The organism is Streptomyces sp. SCL15-4 (assembly GCF_033366695.1).
Classification (GTDB): domain Bacteria; phylum Actinomycetota; class Actinomycetes; order Streptomycetales; family Streptomycetaceae; genus Streptomyces.
The window spans coordinates 2,785,554-2,805,891 of the sequence record NZ_JAOBTQ010000001.1; the positions used below are offsets into that span (position 1 = coordinate 2,785,554).

At 72.9% G+C, this 20,338-nt stretch carries 21 protein-coding genes; 5 read left to right on the plus strand and 16 right to left on the minus strand.

Features of this window, described 5'->3' with window-relative positions:
- Position 1 precedes the first annotated feature (1 nt).
- The 10 genes from gatB to SCK26_RS11825 all read right to left on the minus strand — a co-directional run bounded on the left by gatB (position 2) and on the right by SCK26_RS11825 (position 11,436).
- Positions 2–1,516, minus strand: a complete 1,515-nt coding sequence (gene gatB / locus SCK26_RS11780) for an Asp-tRNA(Asn)/Glu-tRNA(Gln) amidotransferase subunit GatB (RefSeq protein ID WP_318201247.1) — start codon at positions 1,514–1,516, stop codon at positions 2–4.
- Between the two features lie 15 nt (positions 1,517–1,531).
- The gene (locus SCK26_RS11785) at positions 1,532–1,771 is read right to left on the minus strand and encodes a hypothetical protein (protein ID WP_318201248.1); all 240 of its coding nucleotides are present in this window, start codon (positions 1,769–1,771) and stop codon (positions 1,532–1,534) included.
- Positions 1,768–3,267, minus strand: coding sequence for an Asp-tRNA(Asn)/Glu-tRNA(Gln) amidotransferase subunit GatA (gene gatA / locus SCK26_RS11790; RefSeq protein WP_318201249.1), 1,500 nt, complete (start codon positions 3,265–3,267; stop codon positions 1,768–1,770). Before gatA ends, SCK26_RS11785 begins: the two co-directional genes overlap by 4 nt.
- 5 nt (positions 3,268–3,272) lie before the next feature.
- On the minus strand, positions 3,273–3,569 hold the full coding sequence (gene gatC / locus SCK26_RS11795) for an Asp-tRNA(Asn)/Glu-tRNA(Gln) amidotransferase subunit GatC (RefSeq protein WP_004925108.1): 297 nt from the start codon (positions 3,567–3,569) through the stop codon (positions 3,273–3,275).
- A gap of 92 nt (positions 3,570–3,661) precedes the next feature.
- Positions 3,662–4,156, minus strand: coding sequence for a cupin domain-containing protein (locus tag SCK26_RS11800; protein WP_318201250.1), 495 nt, complete (start codon positions 4,154–4,156; stop codon positions 3,662–3,664).
- 250 nt (positions 4,157–4,406) lie between these two features.
- Entirely contained in the window at positions 4,407–6,683 is a 2,277-nt protein-coding gene (locus SCK26_RS11805) for a bifunctional diguanylate cyclase/phosphodiesterase (protein ID WP_318201251.1), read from the minus strand.
- A gap of 259 nt (positions 6,684–6,942) precedes the next feature.
- A complete protein-coding gene (gene ligA, locus SCK26_RS11810) occupies positions 6,943–9,138 on the minus strand; it encodes an NAD-dependent DNA ligase LigA (protein ID WP_318201252.1) in 2,196 nt (731 codons plus the stop codon).
- Between the two features lie 14 nt (positions 9,139–9,152).
- Positions 9,153–10,160 (minus strand): methionine synthase, encoded by a 1,008-nt coding sequence (locus SCK26_RS11815; protein WP_318201253.1) that lies wholly within the window; start codon positions 10,158–10,160, stop codon positions 9,153–9,155.
- Positions 10,161–10,191: 31 nt separating this feature from the next.
- Positions 10,192–10,881 carry an SDR family oxidoreductase gene (locus SCK26_RS11820; protein ID WP_318201254.1) on the minus strand — a complete coding sequence of 230 codons (690 nt, stop codon included), beginning with the start codon at positions 10,879–10,881 and terminating at the stop codon, positions 10,192–10,194.
- 15 nt (positions 10,882–10,896) lie between these two features.
- Positions 10,897–11,436 (minus strand): TIGR00730 family Rossman fold protein, encoded by a 540-nt coding sequence (locus tag SCK26_RS11825; RefSeq protein WP_318201255.1) that lies wholly within the window; start codon positions 11,434–11,436, stop codon positions 10,897–10,899.
- Positions 11,437–11,501: 65 nt separating this feature from the next.
- Here SCK26_RS11825 and SCK26_RS11830 point away from each other — a divergent pair, with 65 nt between their 5' ends.
- Both SCK26_RS11830 and SCK26_RS11835 read left to right on the plus strand, forming a co-directional pair.
- Complete coding sequence (locus SCK26_RS11830; RefSeq protein WP_318201256.1) at positions 11,502–11,825, plus strand: DUF427 domain-containing protein; 324 nt, start codon at positions 11,502–11,504, stop codon at positions 11,823–11,825.
- 63 nt (positions 11,826–11,888) lie between these two features.
- On the plus strand, positions 11,889–12,668 hold the full coding sequence (locus tag SCK26_RS11835) for an alpha/beta hydrolase (protein WP_318201257.1): 780 nt from the start codon (positions 11,889–11,891) through the stop codon (positions 12,666–12,668).
- A gap of 12 nt (positions 12,669–12,680) precedes the next feature.
- Here SCK26_RS11835 and mnmA read toward each other — a convergent pair whose 3' ends face one another.
- Positions 12,681–13,808 (minus strand): tRNA 2-thiouridine(34) synthase MnmA, encoded by a 1,128-nt coding sequence (gene mnmA, locus SCK26_RS11840; RefSeq protein WP_318201258.1) that lies wholly within the window; start codon positions 13,806–13,808, stop codon positions 12,681–12,683.
- A 60-nt stretch (positions 13,809–13,868) separates the two neighbouring features.
- On the opposite strand from mnmA, the gene SCK26_RS11845 reads away from it, so the two are divergent.
- Positions 13,869–14,573 carry an N-acetylmuramoyl-L-alanine amidase gene (locus tag SCK26_RS11845; RefSeq protein ID WP_318201259.1) on the plus strand — a complete coding sequence of 235 codons (705 nt, stop codon included), beginning with the start codon at positions 13,869–13,871 and terminating at the stop codon, positions 14,571–14,573.
- Here the strand turns inward: SCK26_RS11845 and SCK26_RS11850 are convergent.
- From SCK26_RS11850 to SCK26_RS11860, 3 genes are all read right to left on the minus strand, one after another.
- Positions 14,566–15,735, minus strand: a complete 1,170-nt coding sequence (locus SCK26_RS11850; protein ID WP_318201260.1) for a cysteine desulfurase family protein — start codon at positions 15,733–15,735, stop codon at positions 14,566–14,568. The two genes, SCK26_RS11845 and SCK26_RS11850, sit on opposite strands and share 8 nt — an antisense overlap.
- A 139-nt stretch (positions 15,736–15,874) precedes the next feature.
- Positions 15,875–16,156, minus strand: a complete 282-nt coding sequence (locus tag SCK26_RS11855; RefSeq protein WP_318201261.1) for a DUF4190 domain-containing protein — start codon at positions 16,154–16,156, stop codon at positions 15,875–15,877.
- A 37-nt stretch (positions 16,157–16,193) separates the two neighbouring features.
- Positions 16,194–16,358, minus strand: a complete 165-nt coding sequence (locus SCK26_RS11860) for a hypothetical protein (RefSeq protein ID WP_318201262.1) — start codon at positions 16,356–16,358, stop codon at positions 16,194–16,196.
- Between the two features lie 145 nt (positions 16,359–16,503).
- Here SCK26_RS11860 and SCK26_RS11865 point away from each other — a divergent pair, with 145 nt between their 5' ends.
- Complete coding sequence (locus tag SCK26_RS11865) at positions 16,504–17,130, plus strand: TetR family transcriptional regulator (RefSeq protein WP_318201263.1); 627 nt, start codon at positions 16,504–16,506, stop codon at positions 17,128–17,130.
- 340 nt (positions 17,131–17,470) lie between these two features.
- Here SCK26_RS11865 and SCK26_RS11870 read toward each other — a convergent pair whose 3' ends face one another.
- Positions 17,471–18,331: a thioesterase family protein gene (locus SCK26_RS11870; RefSeq protein ID WP_318201264.1), complete on the minus strand. Its 861-nt coding sequence runs from the start codon at positions 18,329–18,331 to the stop codon at positions 17,471–17,473.
- Between the two features lie 155 nt (positions 18,332–18,486).
- Between SCK26_RS11870 and SCK26_RS11875 the strand changes: the two genes are divergently transcribed.
- Positions 18,487–19,737, plus strand: a complete 1,251-nt coding sequence (locus SCK26_RS11875; protein WP_318201265.1) for an alpha/beta hydrolase — start codon at positions 18,487–18,489, stop codon at positions 19,735–19,737.
- Here the strand turns inward: SCK26_RS11875 and SCK26_RS11880 are convergent.
- The gene (locus SCK26_RS11880) at positions 19,646–20,305 is read right to left on the minus strand and encodes a trimeric intracellular cation channel family protein (protein ID WP_318201266.1); all 660 of its coding nucleotides are present in this window, start codon (positions 20,303–20,305) and stop codon (positions 19,646–19,648) included. The two genes, SCK26_RS11875 and SCK26_RS11880, sit on opposite strands and share 92 nt — an antisense overlap.
- Positions 20,306–20,338 lie beyond the last annotated feature (33 nt).

The window sequence follows — 20,338 nt, forward strand, 5'->3', positions numbered from 1 at the left end:
CTCAGCCCTCGCTGACGCCCAGCTTGTCCAGGATCAGCTCCTTGACGCGGGCCGCGTCGGCCTGGCCGCGGGTGGCCTTCATGACCGCGCCGACCAGGGCGCCGGCCGCGGCCACCTTGCCGCCGCGGATCTTGTCCGCGATGGCCGGGTTGCCGGCGATGGCCTCCTCGACGGCGGCGGTCAGCGCGCCCTCGTCGGAGACGACCTTCAGGCCGCGCGCCTCGACCACCTCGTCCGGAGTGCCCTCGCCCGCGAGGACGCCCTCGATGACCTGGCGGGCCAGCTTGTCGTTCAGATCGCCCTTCGCGACCAGCTCGGTGACCCGGGCCACCTGCTGCGGGGTGATCGCCAGCTCGTCCAGCGCCGTGCCGGACTCGTTGGCGCTGCGGGCCAGTTCGCCCATCCACCACTTGCGGGCGGCGGCCGCGTCGGCACCGGCGCCGATCGTGGCCACGATCAGGTCCAGCGCGCCGGCGTTCAGGATCGCCTGCATGTCGGTGGCGGAGATGCCCCACTCCGCCAGCAGGCGGGTGCGGCGGGCCAGCGGCGGTTCGGGCAGCGCCGCGCGGATCTGCTCGACCCACTCGCGCGAGGGCGCGACCGGGACCAGGTCGGGCTCCGGGAAGTACCGGTAGTCCTCGGCCTCCTCCTTCACGCGGCCCGAGGTCGTGGACCCGGTGTCCTCGTGGAAGTGGCGGGTCTCCTGGACGATCGTGCCGCCGCCGGAGAGCACGGCCGCGTGGCGCATGATCTCGTAGCGGGCCGCACGCTCCACCGAGCGCAGGGAGTTGACGTTCTTCGTCTCCGAGCGCGTGCCGAACTTGTCGGCGCCCTTGGGCATCAGCGACAGGTTCACGTCGCAGCGCATCTGGCCCATCTCCATGCGGGCCTCGGACACGCCGAGGGCACGGATGACCTCGCGCAGCTCGCGGACGTACGCCTTCGCCACCTCGGGGGCGCGCTCGCCGGCGCCCACGATCGGCTTGGTGACGATCTCGATCAGCGGGATGCCGGCCCGGTTGTAGTCGAGCAGGGAGTGGGACGCGCCGTGGATACGGCCGGTGGCGCCGCCGACGTGCGTCGACTTGCCGGTGTCCTCCTCCATGTGGGCGCGCTCGATCTCCACGCGGAAGACCTCGCCGTCCTCCAGCTGCACGTCGAGGTAGCCGTCGAAGGCGATCGGCTCGTCGTACTGGGAGGTCTGGAAGTTCTTCGGCATGTCCGGATAGAAGTAGTTCTTCCGGGCGAAGCGGCACCATTCGGCGATCTCGCAGTTGAGCGCGAGACCGATCTTGATGGCGGACTCGACGCCGGTCGCGTTGACGACCGGGAGCGCGCCGGGCAGGCCGAGGCAGACCGGGCAGGTCTGGGTGTTCGGGTCGGCGCCGAGCGAGGTCGAGCAGCCGCAGAACATCTTGGTCCTGGTGCCGAGTTCGACATGGACCTCGAGGCCCATGACGGGGTCGTACGCGGTCAGCGCGTCCTCGTACGACACCAGGTCGGTCGTGGTGGTCACGGTGAAACTTCCCTCTCAGCCCAGCAGGACGTCGTCGTCGCCCAGCCGCTTCAGCTCGCGGTAGAGGATGGCGAGGCCGGTGACGATGCCCGCGGCGGTGACGACGGCGTCGACGAGCCTCAGCGTGTCGTTCTCGGCGCGGGCCTTCTTGATCTGCTTAGCGGCGCCGACCGCGCCGAACGCGGTGGCGGCCATGGACAGGTACGTACCGGACTTGGACTTCTTGAAGCCCTTGGCCTTGGACAGTGCGTTCACAGCGACGGTGCCTCCTCCAGCAGCGGGTGACCCCACTTTTCCACGAAGGCGGCCTCCACGGCGGCGCCCACCTTGTACAGCCGGTCGTCCTTCAGCGCCGGAGCGATGATCTGCAGGCCCACCGGGAGGTTGTCCTCCGGGGCGAGACCGCAGGGCAGGGACATGGCTGCGTTGCCCGCCAGGTTGGTCGGGATGGTGCACAGGTCCGCGAGGTACATCGCCATCGGGTCGTCGGCGCGCTCGCCGATCGGGAAGGCGGTGGTCGGGGTCGTCGGGGAGACGATCACGTCGACCTGCTCGAAGGCCTTCTCGAAGTCCCGCGTGATGAGCGTGCGGACCTTCTGCGCGGAGCCGTAGTACGCGTCGTAGTAGCCGCTAGACAGGGCGTACGTGCCGAGCATGATCCGGCGCTTGACCTCGGGGCCGAAGCCGGCCTCGCGGGTCAGGGAGGTGACCTCCTCGGCGGAGTGCGTGCCGTCGTCGCCGGTCCGCAGGCCGTAGCGCAGGCCGTCGAAGCGGGCGAGGTTGGAGGAACACTCGGACGGGGCGATCAGGTAGTACGCCGACAGGGCGAGGTCGAAGGACGGGCAGTCCAGCTCGACGATCTCGGCGCCCAGCTCCTTGAGCAGCTCCACCGACTCGTCGAAGCGCTGGATGACGCCGGCCTGGTAGCCCTCGCCGCGGAACTGCTTGACCACGCCGACGCGCATGCCCCGGACGCTGCCGTTGCGGGCGGCCTCGACCACCGGCGGGACGGGAGCGTCGATGGACGTGGAGTCCAGCGGGTCGTGGCCGGCGATCACCTCGTGCAGCAGGGCCGCGTCCAGGACCGTACGGGCGCAGGGGCCGCCCTGGTCGAGGGAGGAGGAGAAGGCGACCATGCCGTAGCGGGACACCGCGCCGTACGTCGGCTTCACGCCGACGGTGCCGGTGACGGCGGCCGGCTGGCGGATGGAACCGCCGGTGTCGGTGCCGATGGCGAGCGGGGCCTCGTAGGCGGCGAGCGCGGCGGAGGAACCGCCGCCGGAGCCGCCGGGGATCCGGGTGAGGTCCCAGGGGTTGCCGGTCGGGCCGTAGGCGCTGTTCTCGGTGGAGGACCCCATGGCGAACTCGTCCATGTTGGTCTTGCCGAGGATGACGATGTCGGCGGCCTTCAGCCGCTTGGTGAGCGTCGCGTCGTACGGCGGGATCCAGCCCTCGAGGATCTTCGAGCCGACGGTCGTGGGCACGCCCTCGGTGGTGAAGATGTCCTTGAGCGCGAGCGGGACGCCGGCCAGCGGGCCGAGCTTCTCGCCGCGGGCCCGCTTCTCGTCCACGGCACGGGCCTGGGCGAGAGCGCCCTCGCGGTCGACGTGCAGGAAGGCGTGGACCTTCTCGTCCACGGCCTCGATCCGGGCGAGGTGGGCCTCGGTGACCTGGACGGCCGTCAGCTCGCCGGAGGCGATCTTCTCGGCGGTCTGCGCGGCCGTGAGCTTGATGATGTTGCTGTCCGTCATGGTGGTCACTCCTCCCCCAGGATCTGCGGCACCTTGAAACGCTGCTGCTCCTGTGCCGGGGCGCCGGAGAGCGCCTGCTCGGGGGTGAGCGAAGGACGGACCTCGTCCGGCCGCATGACGTTCGTCAGCGGGAGCGGGTGCGAGGTCGGCGGTACGTCTTGGTCGGCGACCTCGCTGACGCGGGCGACCGCGCCGATGATGTCGTCGAGCTGTCCCGCGAAGTGGTCGAGTTCTTCGGGCTTCAGCTCCAGACGCGCCAGCCGGGCGAGGTGGGCGACCTCCTCGCGCGTGATGCCAGGCATGCAGCGATCCTCTGGGGTGAGTGTGTGTGGTTTGGGCCCAATCCTATGGGGCGGCGCCCCGTGCCCGTGAAACGGTTTCCCCGAGGGCCGCCTCAGCGGCGCCGGCCGTCCCAGGCCGCGCTCCTCAGGAAGTGGTTGTCGTACAGCTCCTGGACCTCCAGCAGGCTCTCCGGCGTGGCCTCGCCCAGGCGGATGCGCTGGAGGTGGCGGAAGTATTCGAAGCGCTCGACGCCGGGCGCGATGACGACGAGCAGGTCGGCGGTGGCGCCGGGCGCGGCGGCGAAGGCGTGCGGCCGGTCCGGCGGGACGATGATCAGGTCGCCGCGTCCGGCGGTCACGACGTCGTCGCCGGACAGCACCTCCGCCTCGCCGTCGAGCAGGTAGAACATCTCCGCCGAGTGGTGGTGGACATGCGGCCGGGCGCCGTCGGCTCCCTCGGCGAGGGTGACCCGCACGGTGGACAGCGCACCGCCGCTCGCGCTGCTGTCGGCCAGCAGCCGTACGGCCACGGGGGTGTCCCCGACCACCTCGGCCTCGGCGTCCCGGACCACCACGGTGTCGTCGAATGCGGGCACGAACAGCGACATGTCGCCTCTCCCTCGTCGCGGCGCCCGTCGGTGGGCGCCCGGTGGCACGGCGCCTCGCGGTGGCGCCTCGTCGTGGTGTGGCGCTCGTAGCGCGAAAGCGGACCGGCGCCGAACAGTACAACGATCTCGTGGGCGGAGCCCGTTCCGGACGCGGCGGCTTTCGTACCGCGGTGCCGCGGACCTCGCCGGCCGGCCGGTGCGCGAGCGGCTGGGCGGCCGCCCGGGCGGTGGCGGCAGGCGGACCGGGCGACTACTCGGCCGCGGGCAGCGCGGCGGGAGCGGCGGGAGCGGCGGGAGTGCGCTGCCAGCCACGGGACCCCCGGGCCAGCAGCCAGGTGGTGGCCTCCTCCGGCGGCATCGCCGCGGCGACCAGCCAGCCCTGCACCGCGTCGCAGCCCAGGTCCCGCAGCCGCTCCCAGGTCTCGTCGTCCTCCACGCCCTCGGCGACGACCAGCAGGCCCAGCGAGTGGGCCAGGTCCACCGTGCAGCGGACGATCTCCGCGTCCTCGGCGTCCACGGCGAGCCGGGCCACGAAGGAGCGGTCGATCTTCAGCTCGCTGACCGGCAGCCGCCGCAGGTGCACCAGGGACGAGTAGCCGGTGCCGAAGTCGTCCAGGGACATCTTCACGCCGTGCCCGGTGAGCCCGGCGAGGGTGTCGGCGGCGCGCTGCGGGTCCTCCAGCAGCACGTGTTCCGTGATCTCCAGCTGGAGCGCCCCGGCGGGCACGCCGTGCCGGGCCAGCCGGGCGGCGACGGAGCCGGCGAAGCCGGGGGTGTGGACGTCGCGCGGGGAGACGTTGACGGCGACCGGGACCCGCAGGCCCTGCGCGCGCCAGCGGGCGACCTGGCCGAGCGCGCTCTCCAGGACGTACTCGGTGAGGTGGGGCATCAGCCCGGAGGACTCGGCTATCGCTATGAACTCGTCCGGCGGCACCTTGCCGCGCTCGGGGTGCACCCAGCGCACCAGCGCCTCCAGGCCGGCGACCTGTCCGTCGAAGCGGACCTTGGGCTGGTAGTGGAGGTGGACCTCGTGGGCGTCGAGGGCCCGGCGCAGATCGCCGAGCAGGCCGAGGCGGTCGGGGGTGTTGGAGTCCCGCTTGGACTCGTAGACCTCGACGCCGGTGCGGTCCCGCTTCGCCTGGTACATCGCGACGTCGGCGCGGCGCAGCATGCCCTCGGCGTCGAGCGCGTGGTCGGGGAAGACGGCGACGCCGGCACTGGCCTCCAGGACCAGGGTGAGGCCGTCCAGGTCGAGCGGGGAGCTGAGGGCGGTGACGAGACCGCGGGCGACGCGCGTCGCCGACGTGGTGGAGTCGGCGACGGGGAGTAAGACGGCGAACTCGTCACCGCCGAGCCGGGCCGCCTCGGCGCCGCGCGGCAGGGCGAGCCGCAGCCGGTCGGCGATCTGGAGCAGCAGCCGGTCTCCGGCCAGATGGCCGAGCGTGTCGTTCACCGAGCGGAACCGGTCGAGATCGATCAGCATGAGCGCGGCGCGCGCCCCGATGCGGTCGGCGTCGTCCAGCGCGGTCCAGATGCGCTCCAGCAGCCACTGCCGGTTGGGCAGCCCGGTCAGCGGGTCGCGCAGCTGCTCCTCGGCGCGGGCGCGGGCCATCCACAGCGTGGAGTCCAGGGCGATGAGCGGGATGGCGAAGAGCGGGAGCAGGACCGGCTCGGCGTCGGCGACGACGCACAGCAGCGGGGCGATGCCGAGCAGCGCGACGGCGACCAGTCCCTGCCTGACCAGGGCGGTGCGGGCGACGGTGGGCACCCCGCCCGCGCGCGGCGCGTGCAGGTACCACAGCAGACCGCGGCCGACGGCGAGGTAGGCGACCGCGACCAGGACGACCTGGGGGGCGGTGGCGATGGTCCAGCTGTCGGACCGCCAGGGCGTCTCGACGCTCGGGACCCGGCCGAACGCGCCGAGCAGCAGGGCGCCGGCGCCGATGGCGAGGATGTCCACCGCGCCGTGAAGCACGCCCTGGCGCCAGCGGTGCCGGCGGGCGATGCCGACCAGGACGACGACGGTGAGGCTGACCAGTCCGGCGGGCACCCAGCCGTACAGCAGCAGGACGGCGAGGGTGAGGGCGGCGCCCGAGCCGGTGCCGCCCCACCAGCGGGCGCGGCCCAGCATGACGAGGTGGCCGACGATGACGCCGGTGAGCAGGGCCAGCGCCCAGCCGACCGTGCCGCGCGGGAAGAGCGCGTGGTGGTCGGTGTAGGCGCGGTAGAAGCCGGCGCCCAGGGCGAAGCCCGCGGCGGCGACGACGGCCGCGGGCAGCGCGGGCCGGGACAGCAGGTGCCGTTCGGTGTCGGCGCCGGTCAGGCCGGGGGCGGGGGCGACGGCCGGTGACAGGGGGGCGGCGGGATCGGTGGCCGCGCACGGGCCGGCGATGCGCGGGCCGGCGGGGCGCGGCCGCACGCCCGTACGGCCCGCGGCCCGGCCGGTCCACCGGTTCCGGCGCCAGGTGCCCGCCCGGCTGCGCGGACGCAGCCGGGCGTTTGGGGCGACGCTCTCGGTCGGTTCCATTCCCGTCCCTCTCACAGCCGGCGGTGCCCACGCCACGCGGCCCGGCGCCCGACAACCCTCAGCGGCTCCGCGTCGAAGAAACCCTCCCCGGGCCTGTCGAGGGCACGGAGGTGCCCCAGCCGCAGCTGGGCACGGCAGGCGCACGCCTCAACAGTAGGCCGCGGAAGGCTTCCACGGGCAGCGGTCTCCGACGGTTGCCCGAATGCGCCCGGGCCACCCGTATGCATCTGATATGCGCCGATCGGGCGGCCTTCAACCGCTACTCCTCGGTCGGAAGCGCGACGCCGGCCGCCGCATCGGGGCCCTGCTCCAACAGGACGCCGAAACCATCCTCGTTCAGAACAGGAACCTTCATTTGCATGGCCTTGTCGTACTTCGATCCAGGGTTGTCACCTACGACAACGAATGAGGTCTTTTTCGAAACAGAACCGGTCACTTTCGCTCCTCGGCTCTGTAGTGCCTCCTTGGCGCCGTCCCGGGTGAAGTTCTCCAGCGTGCCGGTGACGACGACCGTGAGCCCCTCCAGCGGACGCGGTCCCTCGTCCTCGCCGGACGCCTCGTCCTCCAGCGGGACCCCGGCGGCCTTCCACTTGCGGACGATCTCGCGGTGCCAGTCCTCGGCGAACCACTCCTTGAGCGCGGCGGCGATGATCGGTCCGACGCCGTCGGTGGCCGCCAGCTCCTCCTCGGTCGCCTGCTCGATGCGGTCGACGGAGCGGAACTCGCGCGCGAGGGCCTGCGCGGCGACCGGGCCCACGTGCCGGATGGACAGCCCGTTCAGGAACCGGGCCAGCGGGCGGGACTTGGCCGCCTCGATGTTCGCCAGCAGCGCCAGGGTGTTCTTCTTCGGCTCGCCCTTCTGGTTGGCGAAGACCGTGACGACCTTCTCCTCACCGGTCTTGGGGTCGCGCTTGGGCAGCCCGCTGTCCGGGTCCAGGACGTAGGCCTTGATGGGCAGCAGCTTCTCCACCGTCAGGTCGAACAAGTCGCCCTCGTCCACCAGCGGCGGGTCGGCCGGCTCCAGCGGCCGGGTCAGCGCGGCGGCGGCCACCTGGCCGAAGTGCTCGATGTCCAGGCACTCGCGGCCCGCCAGATACGACACCCGCTCGCGCAACTGGGCCGGGCAGGTACGGGCGTTCGGGCAGCGCAGGTCGACGTCGCCCTCCTTCATCGGCCGCAGCGGCGTGCCGCACTCCGGGCACTCGCCCGGCATCACGAACTCCCGCTCCGTGCCGTCCCGCAGGTCGACCACCGGGCCGAGGATCTCGGGGATGACGTCACCGGCCTTGCGCAGCACGACGGTGTCGCCGATGAGGATGCCCTTGGCCTTGACGACCTCCTGGTTGTGCAGGGTGGCGAACTCCACCTCGCTGCCCGCCACCGTGACCGGCTCCACCTGGGCGTACGGCGTGACCCGGCCGGTGCGGCCGACGCCGACCTTGATGTCGACCAGTCTGGTGTTGACCTCCTCCGGCGCGTACTTGTAGGCGATCGCCCAGCGCGGCGCCCGCGCGGTGGAGCCGAGCCGTCCCTGGAGGCGGATCTCGTCCAGCTTGACCACGACACCGTCGATCTCGTGCTCGACGGAGTGCCGGTTCTCGCCGTAGTGCGCGATGAACCGCCGTACGCCGTCCAGGCCGTCGACGACGCGGTTGTGCGGGGAGGTGGGCAGGCCCCAGGTCTTCAGCAGGTCGTACGCCTGGGAGAGCCGGGTCAGGCCGGTGAAGCCCTCCAGGGCGCCGATGCCGTGGACCACCATGTGCAGCGGACGGGTCGCGGTGACCCTCGGGTCCTTCTGGCGCAGCGAACCGGCGGCGGCGTTGCGGGGGTTGGCGAACGGCTTCTCGCCGGCCGCGACCAGGCGTTCGTTCAGTTCGAGGAACTTCTCCATCGGGAAGTAGACCTCGCCGCGGATCTCCACCAGGTCGGGCACCTCCTCGCCGCCGAGGCGGTCCGGGATCTCCGCGATGGTGCGGACGTTCGGCGTGATGTCCTCGCCGGTGCGGCCGTCGCCGCGGGTGGCCGCGCGCGTGAGACGGCCCTTCTCGTACGTGAGGTTGACCGCGAGGCCGTCCACCTTCAGCTCGCACAGGAAGTGGTAGGCCTGCTCGCCCAGTTCCTTCGCGACACGGTCGGCCCAGGCGGCCAGCTCGTCGTCGTTGAACGTGTTGTCCAGCGACAGCATCCGCTGGCGGTGCTCGACGGCGGTGAACTCCGTCTCGTAGGACCCCGCGACCTTCTGGGTGGGCGAGTCCGGGGTGCGCAGCTCCGGATACCGCTCCTCCAGGGCCTCCAGGGACTTCAGGAGCTGGTCGAACTCCGCGTCGCTGACGACGGGAGCGTCCTTCACGTAGTACCGGAAGCGGTGCTCCTCGATCTGTTCCGCCAGCCGCGCGTGGGTCTCGCGGGCCTCGGCGGGCACCGCTGTCGTCTCCGCTTGCTTGTCGCCGGCCACCGTGTTGTCCTCCGTTACTCAGGGTTGTCCGCGAGGGATCTCGCCGCCTTGACGCAGTGGGCGAGCACCTGCCGCGCGTAGGCGAGGGAAGCGCCCGCCAGACCGCATGCCGGGGTCACCGTGACCGCCTCCGCGAGCAGCCCCGGACGCAGCCCCAGCCTGCGCCACAGCGTCCTGACACCCATGACGCTACCGGCAGGGTCTGACAACGGGCCGTCCGTGCCCGGCACGACACCGGCGAACAGCCGGGTGCCGCTCTCGACGGCCTCACCGATCGTGTCGTCGTCACGCTCGGTGAGCAACGCGAGGTCGAAGGAGACGGCCGCCGCGCCGGCCCGACGCAGCAGCGCGAACGGCACGTCCGGGGCGCAGGAGTGCACGACCACGGGCCCGCCGTCGTGCGCTGCGACGACGTCCCGGAGCGTGGCCTCCACGATCTGCCGGTCCACGGCGCGGTGGGTGCGGTAGCCGCTGGCCGTGCGGACCTGTCCGCGCAGCACGGCGGTCAGGGAGGGCTCGTCGAGCTGGAGGACGAGCCGGGCGCCCGGGACGCGCCGCCGGGCCTCGGCCAGGTGCAGCCGCAGCCCCTCGGCGAGCGAGGCGGCGAGGTCCCGGCAGGCGCCGGGGTCGGACAGGGCGGCTTCGCCGTTCCTCAGCTCCAGCGCGGCGGCCAGCGTCCACGGCCCGACGGCCTGCACCTTCAGATCGCCCTCGTAGCCCTGGGTGAACTCCTCCAGGGCGTCCAGGTCCTGCCGCAGCCAGGACCGCGCCCGCCGGGTGTCCCGGCCCGGCCGGTCACCGAGCCGCCAGCCGCTGGGCTCCACGCGCGCGTACAGCTCGACCAGCATCCCGGCGGTCCGGCCGATCATGTCGGCGCCGGGCCCGCGCGCGGGCAGTTCCGCGAGGAACGGGAAGTTTTCGAAGGCTCCGGTGGCGGTCTTGGCGGCCTCACGGGCGTCGGTGCCGGGCAGGGAGCCGACACCGGTGGCTCCCGGGAACCTGAACTGGCTGTTTTCGCTCACCAGGGCAGCCTACGCAGCCCAGGGACCCCGGTCAGCGCCCCGGGCGCACCGACAGGTCGTTGACCTCCGCGTCCCTCGGCAGGTCCAGGGCCATCAGCAGGGCCGTGGCGACCGACTCGGGGTCGATCCACCTGCCCGGGTCGTACTCCTTGCCCTCCTGCTGGTGCACCTTGGCCTGCATGGGGCTGGCGGTGCGGCCGGGATAGACGGTGGTGACGCGGACGCCGTTCGCGTGCTCCTCCTGGCGCAGCGCGTCGGCGAGGGCCTTCAGGCCGTGCTTGGAGGCGGCGTATCCGGACCAGCCGGCGGAGGCGCTCAGGCCGGCACCGGAGTTGACGAAGATCACATGGCCGCCGGCGGCCCGCAGCTGCGGCAGGAAGTGCCGGGTCAGCTCGGCGGGCGCGACCAGGTTGACGTTCAGCTGGTGGTGCCAGGACTTCGGGGTGAGGTCGCCGACCGTGCCCAGCTCGACGACCCCGGCGATGTGCAGCAGGGAGTCCACCCGGTCCGGGAGCGTCTGGTGGGAGAACGCCCAGGAGAGCTTGTCCGGGTCCGCGAGGTCGCCGACCAGGGTGCGCGCGCCGGGGAACCGGGCCGCCAGCTCCTTGGCGCGGCCCGCGTCGCGCGCGTGCAGCACGAGATCGTCCCCGCGCGCGTGCAGCCGGCGGGCCACGGCCGCGCCGATGCCGGAACCGGCCCCGGTGATCACATGAGTAGCCATGGGGCCATGCTCGCATCAGTGCCCGGCGAGCTGCTCCTCCAGGTAGGCCAGGGCGCCGGCGGGCTCTTCGGCGAAGAAGACCAGCTCGGCCAGCGGGCGCGGCAGGAAGCCCTCGGCCTCCATGCGGCGGAACTGCTCGCGCAGGCCGTCGTAGAAGCCCGCGGTGTTCAGCAGCACGACCGGCTTCCCGGTGCGGCCGTGCTTCTTCAGCTCCAGGATCTCGGTGGCCTCGTCGAGGGTGCCGGTGCCGCCCACCATGATCACCACGGCGTCGGCCTTCTCCAGCAGCAGCCTCTTGCGTTCGGCGAGGTCGGCCGCGATCACCATCTCGTCGGCGCCGGGCCGCGCCTTGTTCGCCAGGAACTCCACGGAGACGCCCAGCAGCCGGCCGCCGCTCTCCTGCACCCCGTCGGCGACCACCTTCATCAGACCGCTGTCGGAACCGCCCCAGACCAGCGTGTGACCGGCCTTGCCGATCAGTTCCGCGAACTCGCGCGCGGGGCGGGTGTAACGCTCGTCGAGGTCGGCGGCGGACAGGAAGACGCAGATGTTCATGGCTCATACCGTACGGCGCCCGGGCCGGCCGGGAAGAAGCGCGGCCCGTCCGGTGCTGTTCCGGTATGAGCGATGGACACACGATCACGATCGAAAAGAGCGAGCGGCACGTGCGCGTCGTGCACGGCGGCCAGGTGCTCGCGGAGTCCGACCGTCCGCTGGAGCTGCGCGAGACGGGCTGTCCGGTGCGGTACTACATCCCCGCCGAGGACGTACGCCTCGATCTGCTGACTCCCTCCGACACGCACACGGTCTGCCCCTACAAGGGCACGGCCTCCTACTGGTCGCTGCCGGACGCGGCCGACCTCGTCTGGGCGTACCCCGAGCCCAAGGACGACATGGCGGAACTCAAGGACCACTACTGCTTCTACGACACCGAGGTGGCATGACCGACCCCGGCACCGCCGTGTCGTGACCGATGAGGGAGCGGCCGTGCGGCAGTCTGCACGGGCATGGACAAGAAGACGACTTCCCGCGACGGCACCTCCCTCGCGTACCACGTGACCGGCCAGGGGCCCACGGTGATCCTGGTGAGCGGCGCGATGTCCACCGGCGGCACCGTGCTGCCCCTGGCGGAGCGTCTCGCGGCCCGCTGCACGGCCGTCGTCTACGACCGCCGAGGCCGCGGCGAGAGCGGCGACACGGCGCCGTACGCGGTCGACCGCGAGATCGAGGACCTGGCCGCGCTGATCGAGGCCGTGGGCGACGCGGCGCTGTTCGGGGTCTCCTCGGGCGGCGCGCTGGCGCTGCGCGCGGCGGCGGGCGGGCTGCCGGTGCGCCGGGCGGCGGTGTACGAGGTGCCGTACGCCGACCACCTGGCGGACGGCGCCGCGCGCGAGGCGGCCTACAAGGAGAAGCTGACCGGGGCGCTGGCCGAGGGCCGGCGCGGGGACGCGGTGGAGCTGTTCCTGCGCCAGACCGGCCTCGGCGAGGAGATGATCGAGCGCGCCCGCCAGTCCCCGATGTGGGCCGGCATGGAGAGCCTGGCGCCCAGCCTCGCCCACGACGACACGGTCATGGCCGACGGCCTGCTCCCCCGCGACCTGCTCGCCCGGATCTCCGTCCCCGTGCTCTCGGTCGCGGGCGGCGCGAGCCCGGAGTGGATGCACCGGGCGGGCCAGGCGGTCGCGGAGGCCGTGCCGCGGGGCACGTACCGCGTCCTGCCCGGCCAGACCCACATGGTGGAACCGGACGTGCTGGGGCCGGTGCTGGCGGAGTTCTTCGCCGGATAGGCCCCGCGCGCCTCAGACCGACGCCGTCGCGCGCGTGGTGGACGCGATCGTCGCCGAACCGACCACGCGCGTGCCGTCGTAGAGCACGATCGCCTGGCCGGGGGCGACGCCGCGGACCGGCTCGGCGAAGGTCACGCGCAGCTCGCCGTCCACGAGTTCGGCGCTCACCTCGGTCTCGCCGCCGTGTGCGCGCAGCTGGGCGGTGTAGGTGCCGGGGCCGGCGGGTGCGGCGCCGCACCAGCGGGGCCTGATCGCGGTGAGCGCGGTGACGTCCAGGGCCTCGGCCGGGCCGACGGTGACCGTGTTGGTGACCGGCGAGATGTCCAGGACGTAGCGCGGCTTGCCGTCCGGGGCCGGGGTGCCGATCCTGAGGCCCTTGCGCTGGCCGATGGTGAAGCCGTACGCGCCCTCGTGGCTGCCCAGCCTGGCCCCGGACTCGTCCACGATGTCGCCCTCGGCCCTGCCGAGGCGGCGGGCCAGGAAGCCCTGGGTGTCGCCGTCGGCGATGAAGCAGATGTCGTGCGAGTCGGGCTTCTTCGCCACGGCCAGGCCCCGGCGCTCGGCCTCCGCGCGGATCTCCTCCTTGGTGGTGACCGTGTCGCCGAGCGGGAACATCGCGTGCGCGAGCTGCCTGTCGTCCAGCACGCCGAGGACGTACGACTGGTCCTTGGCCATGTCGGAGGCGCGGTGCAGCTCGCGGGAGCCGTCCTCGTTCACGATCACCTTGGCGTAGTGGCCGGTGCAGACGGCGTCGAAGCCGAGGGCCAGCGCCTTGTCCAGCAGCGCCGCGAACTTGATCTTCTCGTTGCAGCGCAGGCACGGGTTCGGGGTGCGGCCGGCCTCGTACTCGGCGACGAAGTCCTCGACGACGTCCTCGCGGAAGCGGTCGGCGAGGTCCCAGACGTAGAACGGGATGCCGATGACGTCGGCCGCGCGGCGGGCGTCGCGCGAGTCCTCGATGGTGCAACAGCCCCGCGCGCCGGTTCGGAACGACTGCGGGTTCGCGGAGAGTGCGAGGTGGACGCCGGTGACGTCGTGGCCGGCCTCCGCGGCACGCGCGGCGGCGACGGCGGAGTCCACTCCGCCGGACATGGCGGCGAGGACGCGGAGGGGGCGGGTGCGCAGCGGGGTGTCAGTCATAACCCTTCCAGGGTACGGGGGCGCGGGAACCTGGTTGGCCGGTCGTCCGTTGAGGCTCACATGGGGGCGACGACAGGGCCGGCGGCGGGGGCGGGCGCGGGGCCGCCCGGAGGCGACGGGGACCGGCGGCTGGGGCGGCGGGCGCTGCTGGTGGGCGGGGTCGCGGCGGCCGTGGGCACGGCGCTGCTGGCCCGCGAGGAGCTGTCCCGGTCGTGGTGGCGGCTGCCCGGGGTGGACAAGCCGCGGGCGGCGGGCGCGGTGGACTTCCGGGGCGCGCGCTGGGTGGCGGCCTCGGCGGCGAACTACCGGCGGGCGGACCGGCCGGCCGACTATCCGGTGGACCGGGTCGTCGTCCACGTCACCCAGGGCGGGTACGCGTCGGCGGTGCGGGCCTTCCAGGATCCCGGCCACGGTGCGGCGGCGCACTACATCGTGCGCGCGGACGGACGGATCACCCAGCTGATCCGCGAGCTGGACGTCGCCTTCCACGCGGGCAACCGGCAGTACAACGAACGCAGTGTCGGCATCGAGCACGAGGGCTTCGTGGAGGACGCCGGGTCCTTCACCGACGCCATGTACGCGGCCTCGGCCCGGCTGACGGCCGCGATATGCGGGCGCTACGGCATCCCCGCGGACCGGGAGCACGTCATCGGGCACGCCCAGGTGCCGGGCACGGACCACACGGACCCGGGGCCGTTCTGGGACTGGGAGCGGTATCTGCGCCTGGTCGGCGCCGAGCGCGCCGAGGCCCCGCCGGCTAGGTGAGGCCGGCCGCGCGGGCGCGTTCCACCGCCGGGCCGATCGCCTTGGCCACGGCCTCCACGTCCGCCTCGGTGGAGGTGTGGCCGAGGGAGAAGCGCAGGGTGCCGCGGGCCAGGTCCGGGTCGGTGCCGGTGGCCAGGAGGACGTGGCTGGGCTGGGCGACGCCCGCGGTGCAGGCGGAGCCGGTGGAGCACTCGATGCCCTGGGCGTCCAGCAGGAGCAGCAGGGAGTCGCCCTCGCAGCCGGGGAAGGTGAAGTGCGCGTTGGCCGGCAGCCGGCCACCGGGCGCCGGGTCGCCGCCGAGGATCGCGTCCGGTACGGCGTCGCGCACGGCGTCGACCAGCCGGTCGCGCAGGCCGCCGATCTCCCGCGCGAACCGCTCGCGCCGCTCGGCGGCGAGCCGGCCGGCCACGGCGAAGGAGGCGACGGCGGGCACGTCGAGCGTGCCGGAGCGGACGTGCCGCTCCTGGCCGCCGCCGTGCAGGACGGGCACGGGGCTGTACTCGCGGCCGAGGAGCAGGGCGCCGATGCCGTACGGGCCGCCGATCTTGTGGCCGGAGACGGTCATCGCGGCGAGGCCGGAGGCGGCGAAGTCGACGGGGACCTGACCGAACGCCTGGACCGCGTCGGCGTGCAGGGGGACGCCGAACTCGGCGGCTACGTCGGCCAGTTCGCGGACCGGCATGATCGTGCCGATCTCGTTGTTGGCCCACATCACGGTGGCCAGGGCGACGTCGTCGGGGTCGCGGGCGATGGCCTCGCGCAGCGCGTCGGGGTGGACGCGGCCGTGGGTGTCGACGGGGAGGTACTCGACGGTGGCGCCCTCGTGTTCGCCGAGCCAGTGCACGGCGTCGAGGACGGCGTGGTGCTCGACGGGACTGGCGAGGACGCGGGTGCGGGCGGGGTCGGCGGCGGCGCGGGACCAGTACAGGCCCTTGACGGCGAGGTTGTCGGCCTCGGTGCCGCCCGAGGTGAACACGACCTCGCTGGGGCGGGCGCCGAGGGCTTCCGCGAGGGTTTCGCGGGCTTCCTCGACCGTGCGGCGGGCCTGCCGGCCGGACGCGTGGAGGGAGGAGGCGTTGCCCGTGATGCTCAGCCGGGCGGTGAGCGCCTCTGCCGCCTCCGGGAGCATCGGGGTGGTCGCGGCGTGGTCGAGGTAAGCCATGGTGAGGCCGATTCTACGGCTCCCCCGCCGGCGGCCCGGGCCGCGAGGTGCGCAAGGGGCCGGAGAGTGCCTTGCGCCGGCCGCGACCGGCGCCGAACTCCAGGCGTCACGGCGTCACGGCGTCACGGCGTCACGGCGTTCACAGGCTCCAGGACACCGACCCGGTCATCTCCATCGCCGTCACCAGGACCACCAGGTCGGCGACGCCCAGGCCGAGGCCCAGGTAGGCGCGGCCCCGGCGGGCCGTGCCGCGCCAGAGGGCGGCTGCGGCGAGGACGATGGCGATCGGGCCGAGGAAGAGGTTGAGGACGAGCAGGCCGAGGAGGCCGAGGATGAAGGACGCCACGGCCATGCCGTCGGCGTCCCGGGTGCGCGGACGGGTGTCGGTGCGGCCGCTGGTGGCCGGTGCGGTGAGGTGCATGATGCTCAGCTCCCGAAAATCCTGTGTGGCCGGACCGTCAGTCGGACGACGTGTGCCGGCGGCTGTGGCGTTCGCGGAGTGCGAAGACGCCGAGCCAGACGGCGATGACGGCGGCCAGGGCGACGCTGACGGTGAGCGGCGCGTGGGCCACGGTGCCCAGCATCACTCCGAGCAGCATGAGCGCGGCGACGAGGAACAGCATGGGATCGAATCCCCCCTCCGGGATGCCTCGTGTTCGGCCGGTGTGAAGTTTGGGTGAACAGTTGTAGTAACACTTGTCCACTGACTTCGAGTCTAACGCCTCCCGCGGCTTTCCAATTCCGGAGAACAGTTGTTAACTGGATGACATGAGTCACACCCTCGGTATCCGGCAGGCCCAGAAGCAGAAGACCCGGCAGGCGTTCCTCGACGCGGCGCTCGCCCTGCTGGAGGAGCAGAGCCTGAGCAGTCTGGGCCTGCGCGAGGTCACCCGGGCCGTCGGTGTCGCCCCGACCGCCTTCTACCGGCACTTCCGCTCGACCGCCGACCTCGGGGTGGCCCTGGTCGACGAGGCGCTGGGCAGCCTGCATCCGATGGTGCGGACGACGGTGTCCACCACGGGCGACAGCGAGGAACGGATCGCGCGCGCCGTCCAGTTGATCGCCCGTCATGTCGCCGAGTACCCCGCACACGTCAGATTCATCGCCCGCGAACGGCACGGCGGTGTGCAGCCCGTGCGCGAGGCCATCCGGGCCCAGCTGCACCGGTTCGCCGAGGAGGTCCGGGCGGAACTGGCGCGGGACCGGGAGGCGGAGGGCTGGAGCGACGACGACCTGCTGATGCTCGCGCACCTCTACGTCGACCAGATGCTCATCACCGCCTCGCTGTTCCTGGAGGCGCTGGAGGCACCCGAGGAGGAGCGGGAGCGGGTGACCCGGCTCGCCACCCGTCAGCTGCGGCTCATCACCCTCGGCCGCACCCACTGGCTGGACTGACCCGTCCCGCCCGGAGAACGCGAGGAGTTGGCCCACCACGCGGCGACCCGCGCACCCGCGCCGTCATCGCCGTCGCCGACGAGGCCCGCGCCGAGGCCCGGGAGCGGGTCCTGAAGGCATGGCGCGGCGACGAGCGGACGGTGTCGTCGGCGATCGTCCCACCGGGACGGGATCTCCGGGCGGACCGCACCGCCGGCGTACGCCCGGGGCCCGTCCGAGGCGGTCGGCCGGGCCCTGCCCCGAAAGCCGCGGGAGGGACGCCCCTTCGACGCGCCGGCGCCGGCCCCCGAGGGAGCCGGCGCCTACGACAGGCCGGCGGCCCGGCCGGAGCGCGAGCCGCTCAGCCGAGCCTGACCCGGGCCAGCTGGCGGGACTGCGCGACCAGCCGGTCCGCGCTGTCCCAGACCTCGGCGTCCTCCTCCAGGAAGCCGCCGGCCAGGTTGCGGGTGGTGATCGACACCCGCAGCGGTCCCGGGGCCGGGCGCCGGCGCACGTGGACGGTGAGTTCCACGGTCGGCACCCAGCCCTTGAGGCCCATCTCGAAGGCGGTGGGCGGCAGGGCGTCGACGGCGAGGAGCAGCGAGAGCGGGTCGGCGTCGCGGCCGTCGGCGAGGCCGAACCAGGCGCGCATCTCGCCCTTGCCGGAGGGACTGCCGAGGGCCCAGCCGGTGGTGGCCGGGTCCAGCTTGATCATCAGCCGGCCGGCGATGGCGTTGCTGCCGTCGATCGGGGCCGGGCCGTCCTCGGGGCCGAAGCACCGCTCCAGCGGGGGGATCGCGGGCGGGGCGGCCGTCGTACGGACGTCGTCGGGGAGGGCGGCGAGGTCGCCGTAGGAGGCGAGGACGCGGATGCGCTCGACCTCGTTGCCCTCGTCGTCGTACTGGAAGAGCGAGGCCTGGCCGGTGGAGAGGGTGCGGCCGGTGCGGACCGTCCCGGTGCGGACGACCGCCGGGCCGGGCCGGGAGGCGGTGAGGTAGTGGGCGGTGATGGAGAAGGGGTCCGGGTGCGGGAGGGTGTCCGCGAGGGCCCGGCCGAGCACGGCCAGCAGATAGCCGCCGTTGACGGCGCTGATGATGGTCCAGCCGGCCGAGAGGTCGATGTCGTAGACGCCGGGCTCGCGCCGGGTGACCGCGGTGTCGCGGTCGAACTCGCTGTCGCCGATCGCGGCTCGCGGGGAGGGGGCGGTAGCTGCTTCTGCCATGCGCGAAACGCTACAACATGAAACTACTAAGCGGTAGCTTTCCCTGTTTCCGTACAGTCGATATGATCTTCACTCAGGGTGAGGATCCGGCAATTTCTCGGTAAGTGTCCGGACACGTCCACAACCCCTGTGCCCGGATTCCCCTCTAGGGGGACATGAGCCTCACCGGGACTCCGTTCCTCTACACCACCATCGCGCTGTCCGTGGTCGCCCTGATTCTGCCGCTCGTGCTCTGGTCACGGATGGGCGGCCCCAGACCGCTGCGGGCCGCGGCCCGCGTCCTGATGCTGCTGTTCGCCCAGGGCACGGCCGTCACGCTGGTGTTCGTCCTGGTCAACAACCAGAACAACCTGTATGACGACTGGGCCGACCTGCTCGGCACCGGCGACCACGTCCAGCAGGCCGCCGACCTGGGCCGGGACGGCACCGGCGGCATCTCGGTGGAACGGCTGCCCCGGGTCCGGCAGTCCTTCAGGCCCGTCGGCGGGCCCGGCACGCGCGCGGCCGGCACCGTGCGCGTCACCCAGCTTCAGGGCCGGGTCTCCGGGGTGAACGCCGAGGTCTACGTCTGGCTGCCGCCGCAGTACGACGACCCGGCCTACCGGCACCACAGGTTCCCGGTGGTGGAGCTGCTGCCCGGCTATCCCGGTTCGGCGAAGGCCTGGTTCGGCGCGCTGCGCGCCCCCGAGCAGCTGCTGCCGCTGATGCGCGACGGCCGGGTGGCGCCGTTCATCCTGGTCGCCCCGCGCACCAACCTGCTGGCCGGCGTGGACACCGGCTGCGCCAACATCCCCGGTCAGGTCAACGCCGACAGCTGGCTCAGCATCGACGTGCCGAAGATGGTCAAGGACAACTTCCGCACCGAGCCGGCCCCGCGCGGCTGGGCGGTGGCCGGCTACTCGGCGGGCGCGCACTGCGCGGTGAAGCTGGCCGTGGCGCACCCCGACCGGTACCGGGCCGCGGTGAGCATGTCCGGCTACAACGACCCGATCGCCGAACGCGACTCCCTCGCCGCCCAGAGCCCCGCCCTGCGCGCCGCGAACAACCCCTACGCACTGCTGCGGAAGGCGGCCACGCCGCCGCCGGTCGCGCTGTACCTCTCCGGCCAGCCCGGCGACGGCTACCAGGCGGGCATGGCGCTGCGGTCCGCCGCCAAGGCGCCCACCACCGTGAGCGTGGTCTTCCTGCCGCGCAGTGCGGGCGGTCACACCCTGGCGCTGTGGCGCCCGCAGATACCCGCCGTCTTCCGCTGGCTGACCCTCCAGATGGGGCAGAGCCACGCCAAGGGGCGGGACACCTCCGTCGCCGGGGCCGCTACTCCTCCGTCACCGTCGAGCGCCGGTTCCACGCACGAGGCGCTCGCCAGTGGAACCGCATCGCGAGCAGGCGCAGCACGAACGCCGTGAGGGCCGCGAATCCGCTGGTGAGCGGGGAGAGCGCGTCGTAGCGGATGCACAGCACCACCATCGCGGAGCCCACGATCGCCGGGACCGCGTACAGGTCGCGGTCCCAGCGCAGCAGCGAGGGCACCTCGTTGGCCAGCACGTCCCGCAGCACACCGCCGCCCACGGCGGTGGCCAGGCCCAGCGTCGCCGACGCGGTCAGGCCGAGCCCGTGGCTGTACGCCTTCGTGGTGCCGCTGACGCAGAACAGGCCGAGGCCGGCCGCGTCGAAGACGAGCACCGCCGACTGGATGCGCTCCACGTGCGGGTGCAGGAAGAAGACGACGAGCGCGGCGAGCAGCGGCGTGACGAAGTAGCCGAGGTCCGTGAAGGCCGCCGGGGGCACGGCCCCGATGACCAGGTCGCGGAACAGCCCGCCGCCCAGCGCGGTGACCTCGGCGAGCACGGCGATGCCGAACACGTCGAAGTTCTTCCGGACGGCCAGCAGGGCGCCGGAGATCGCGAACACGAAGATCCCGATCACGTCGAGCGTGTGCTGGACGGAGGGGCTGAAGAGTTGCTGGAGCTGCACCCTGACATTCTCGCCTGCCGGAGTGCCTGAACC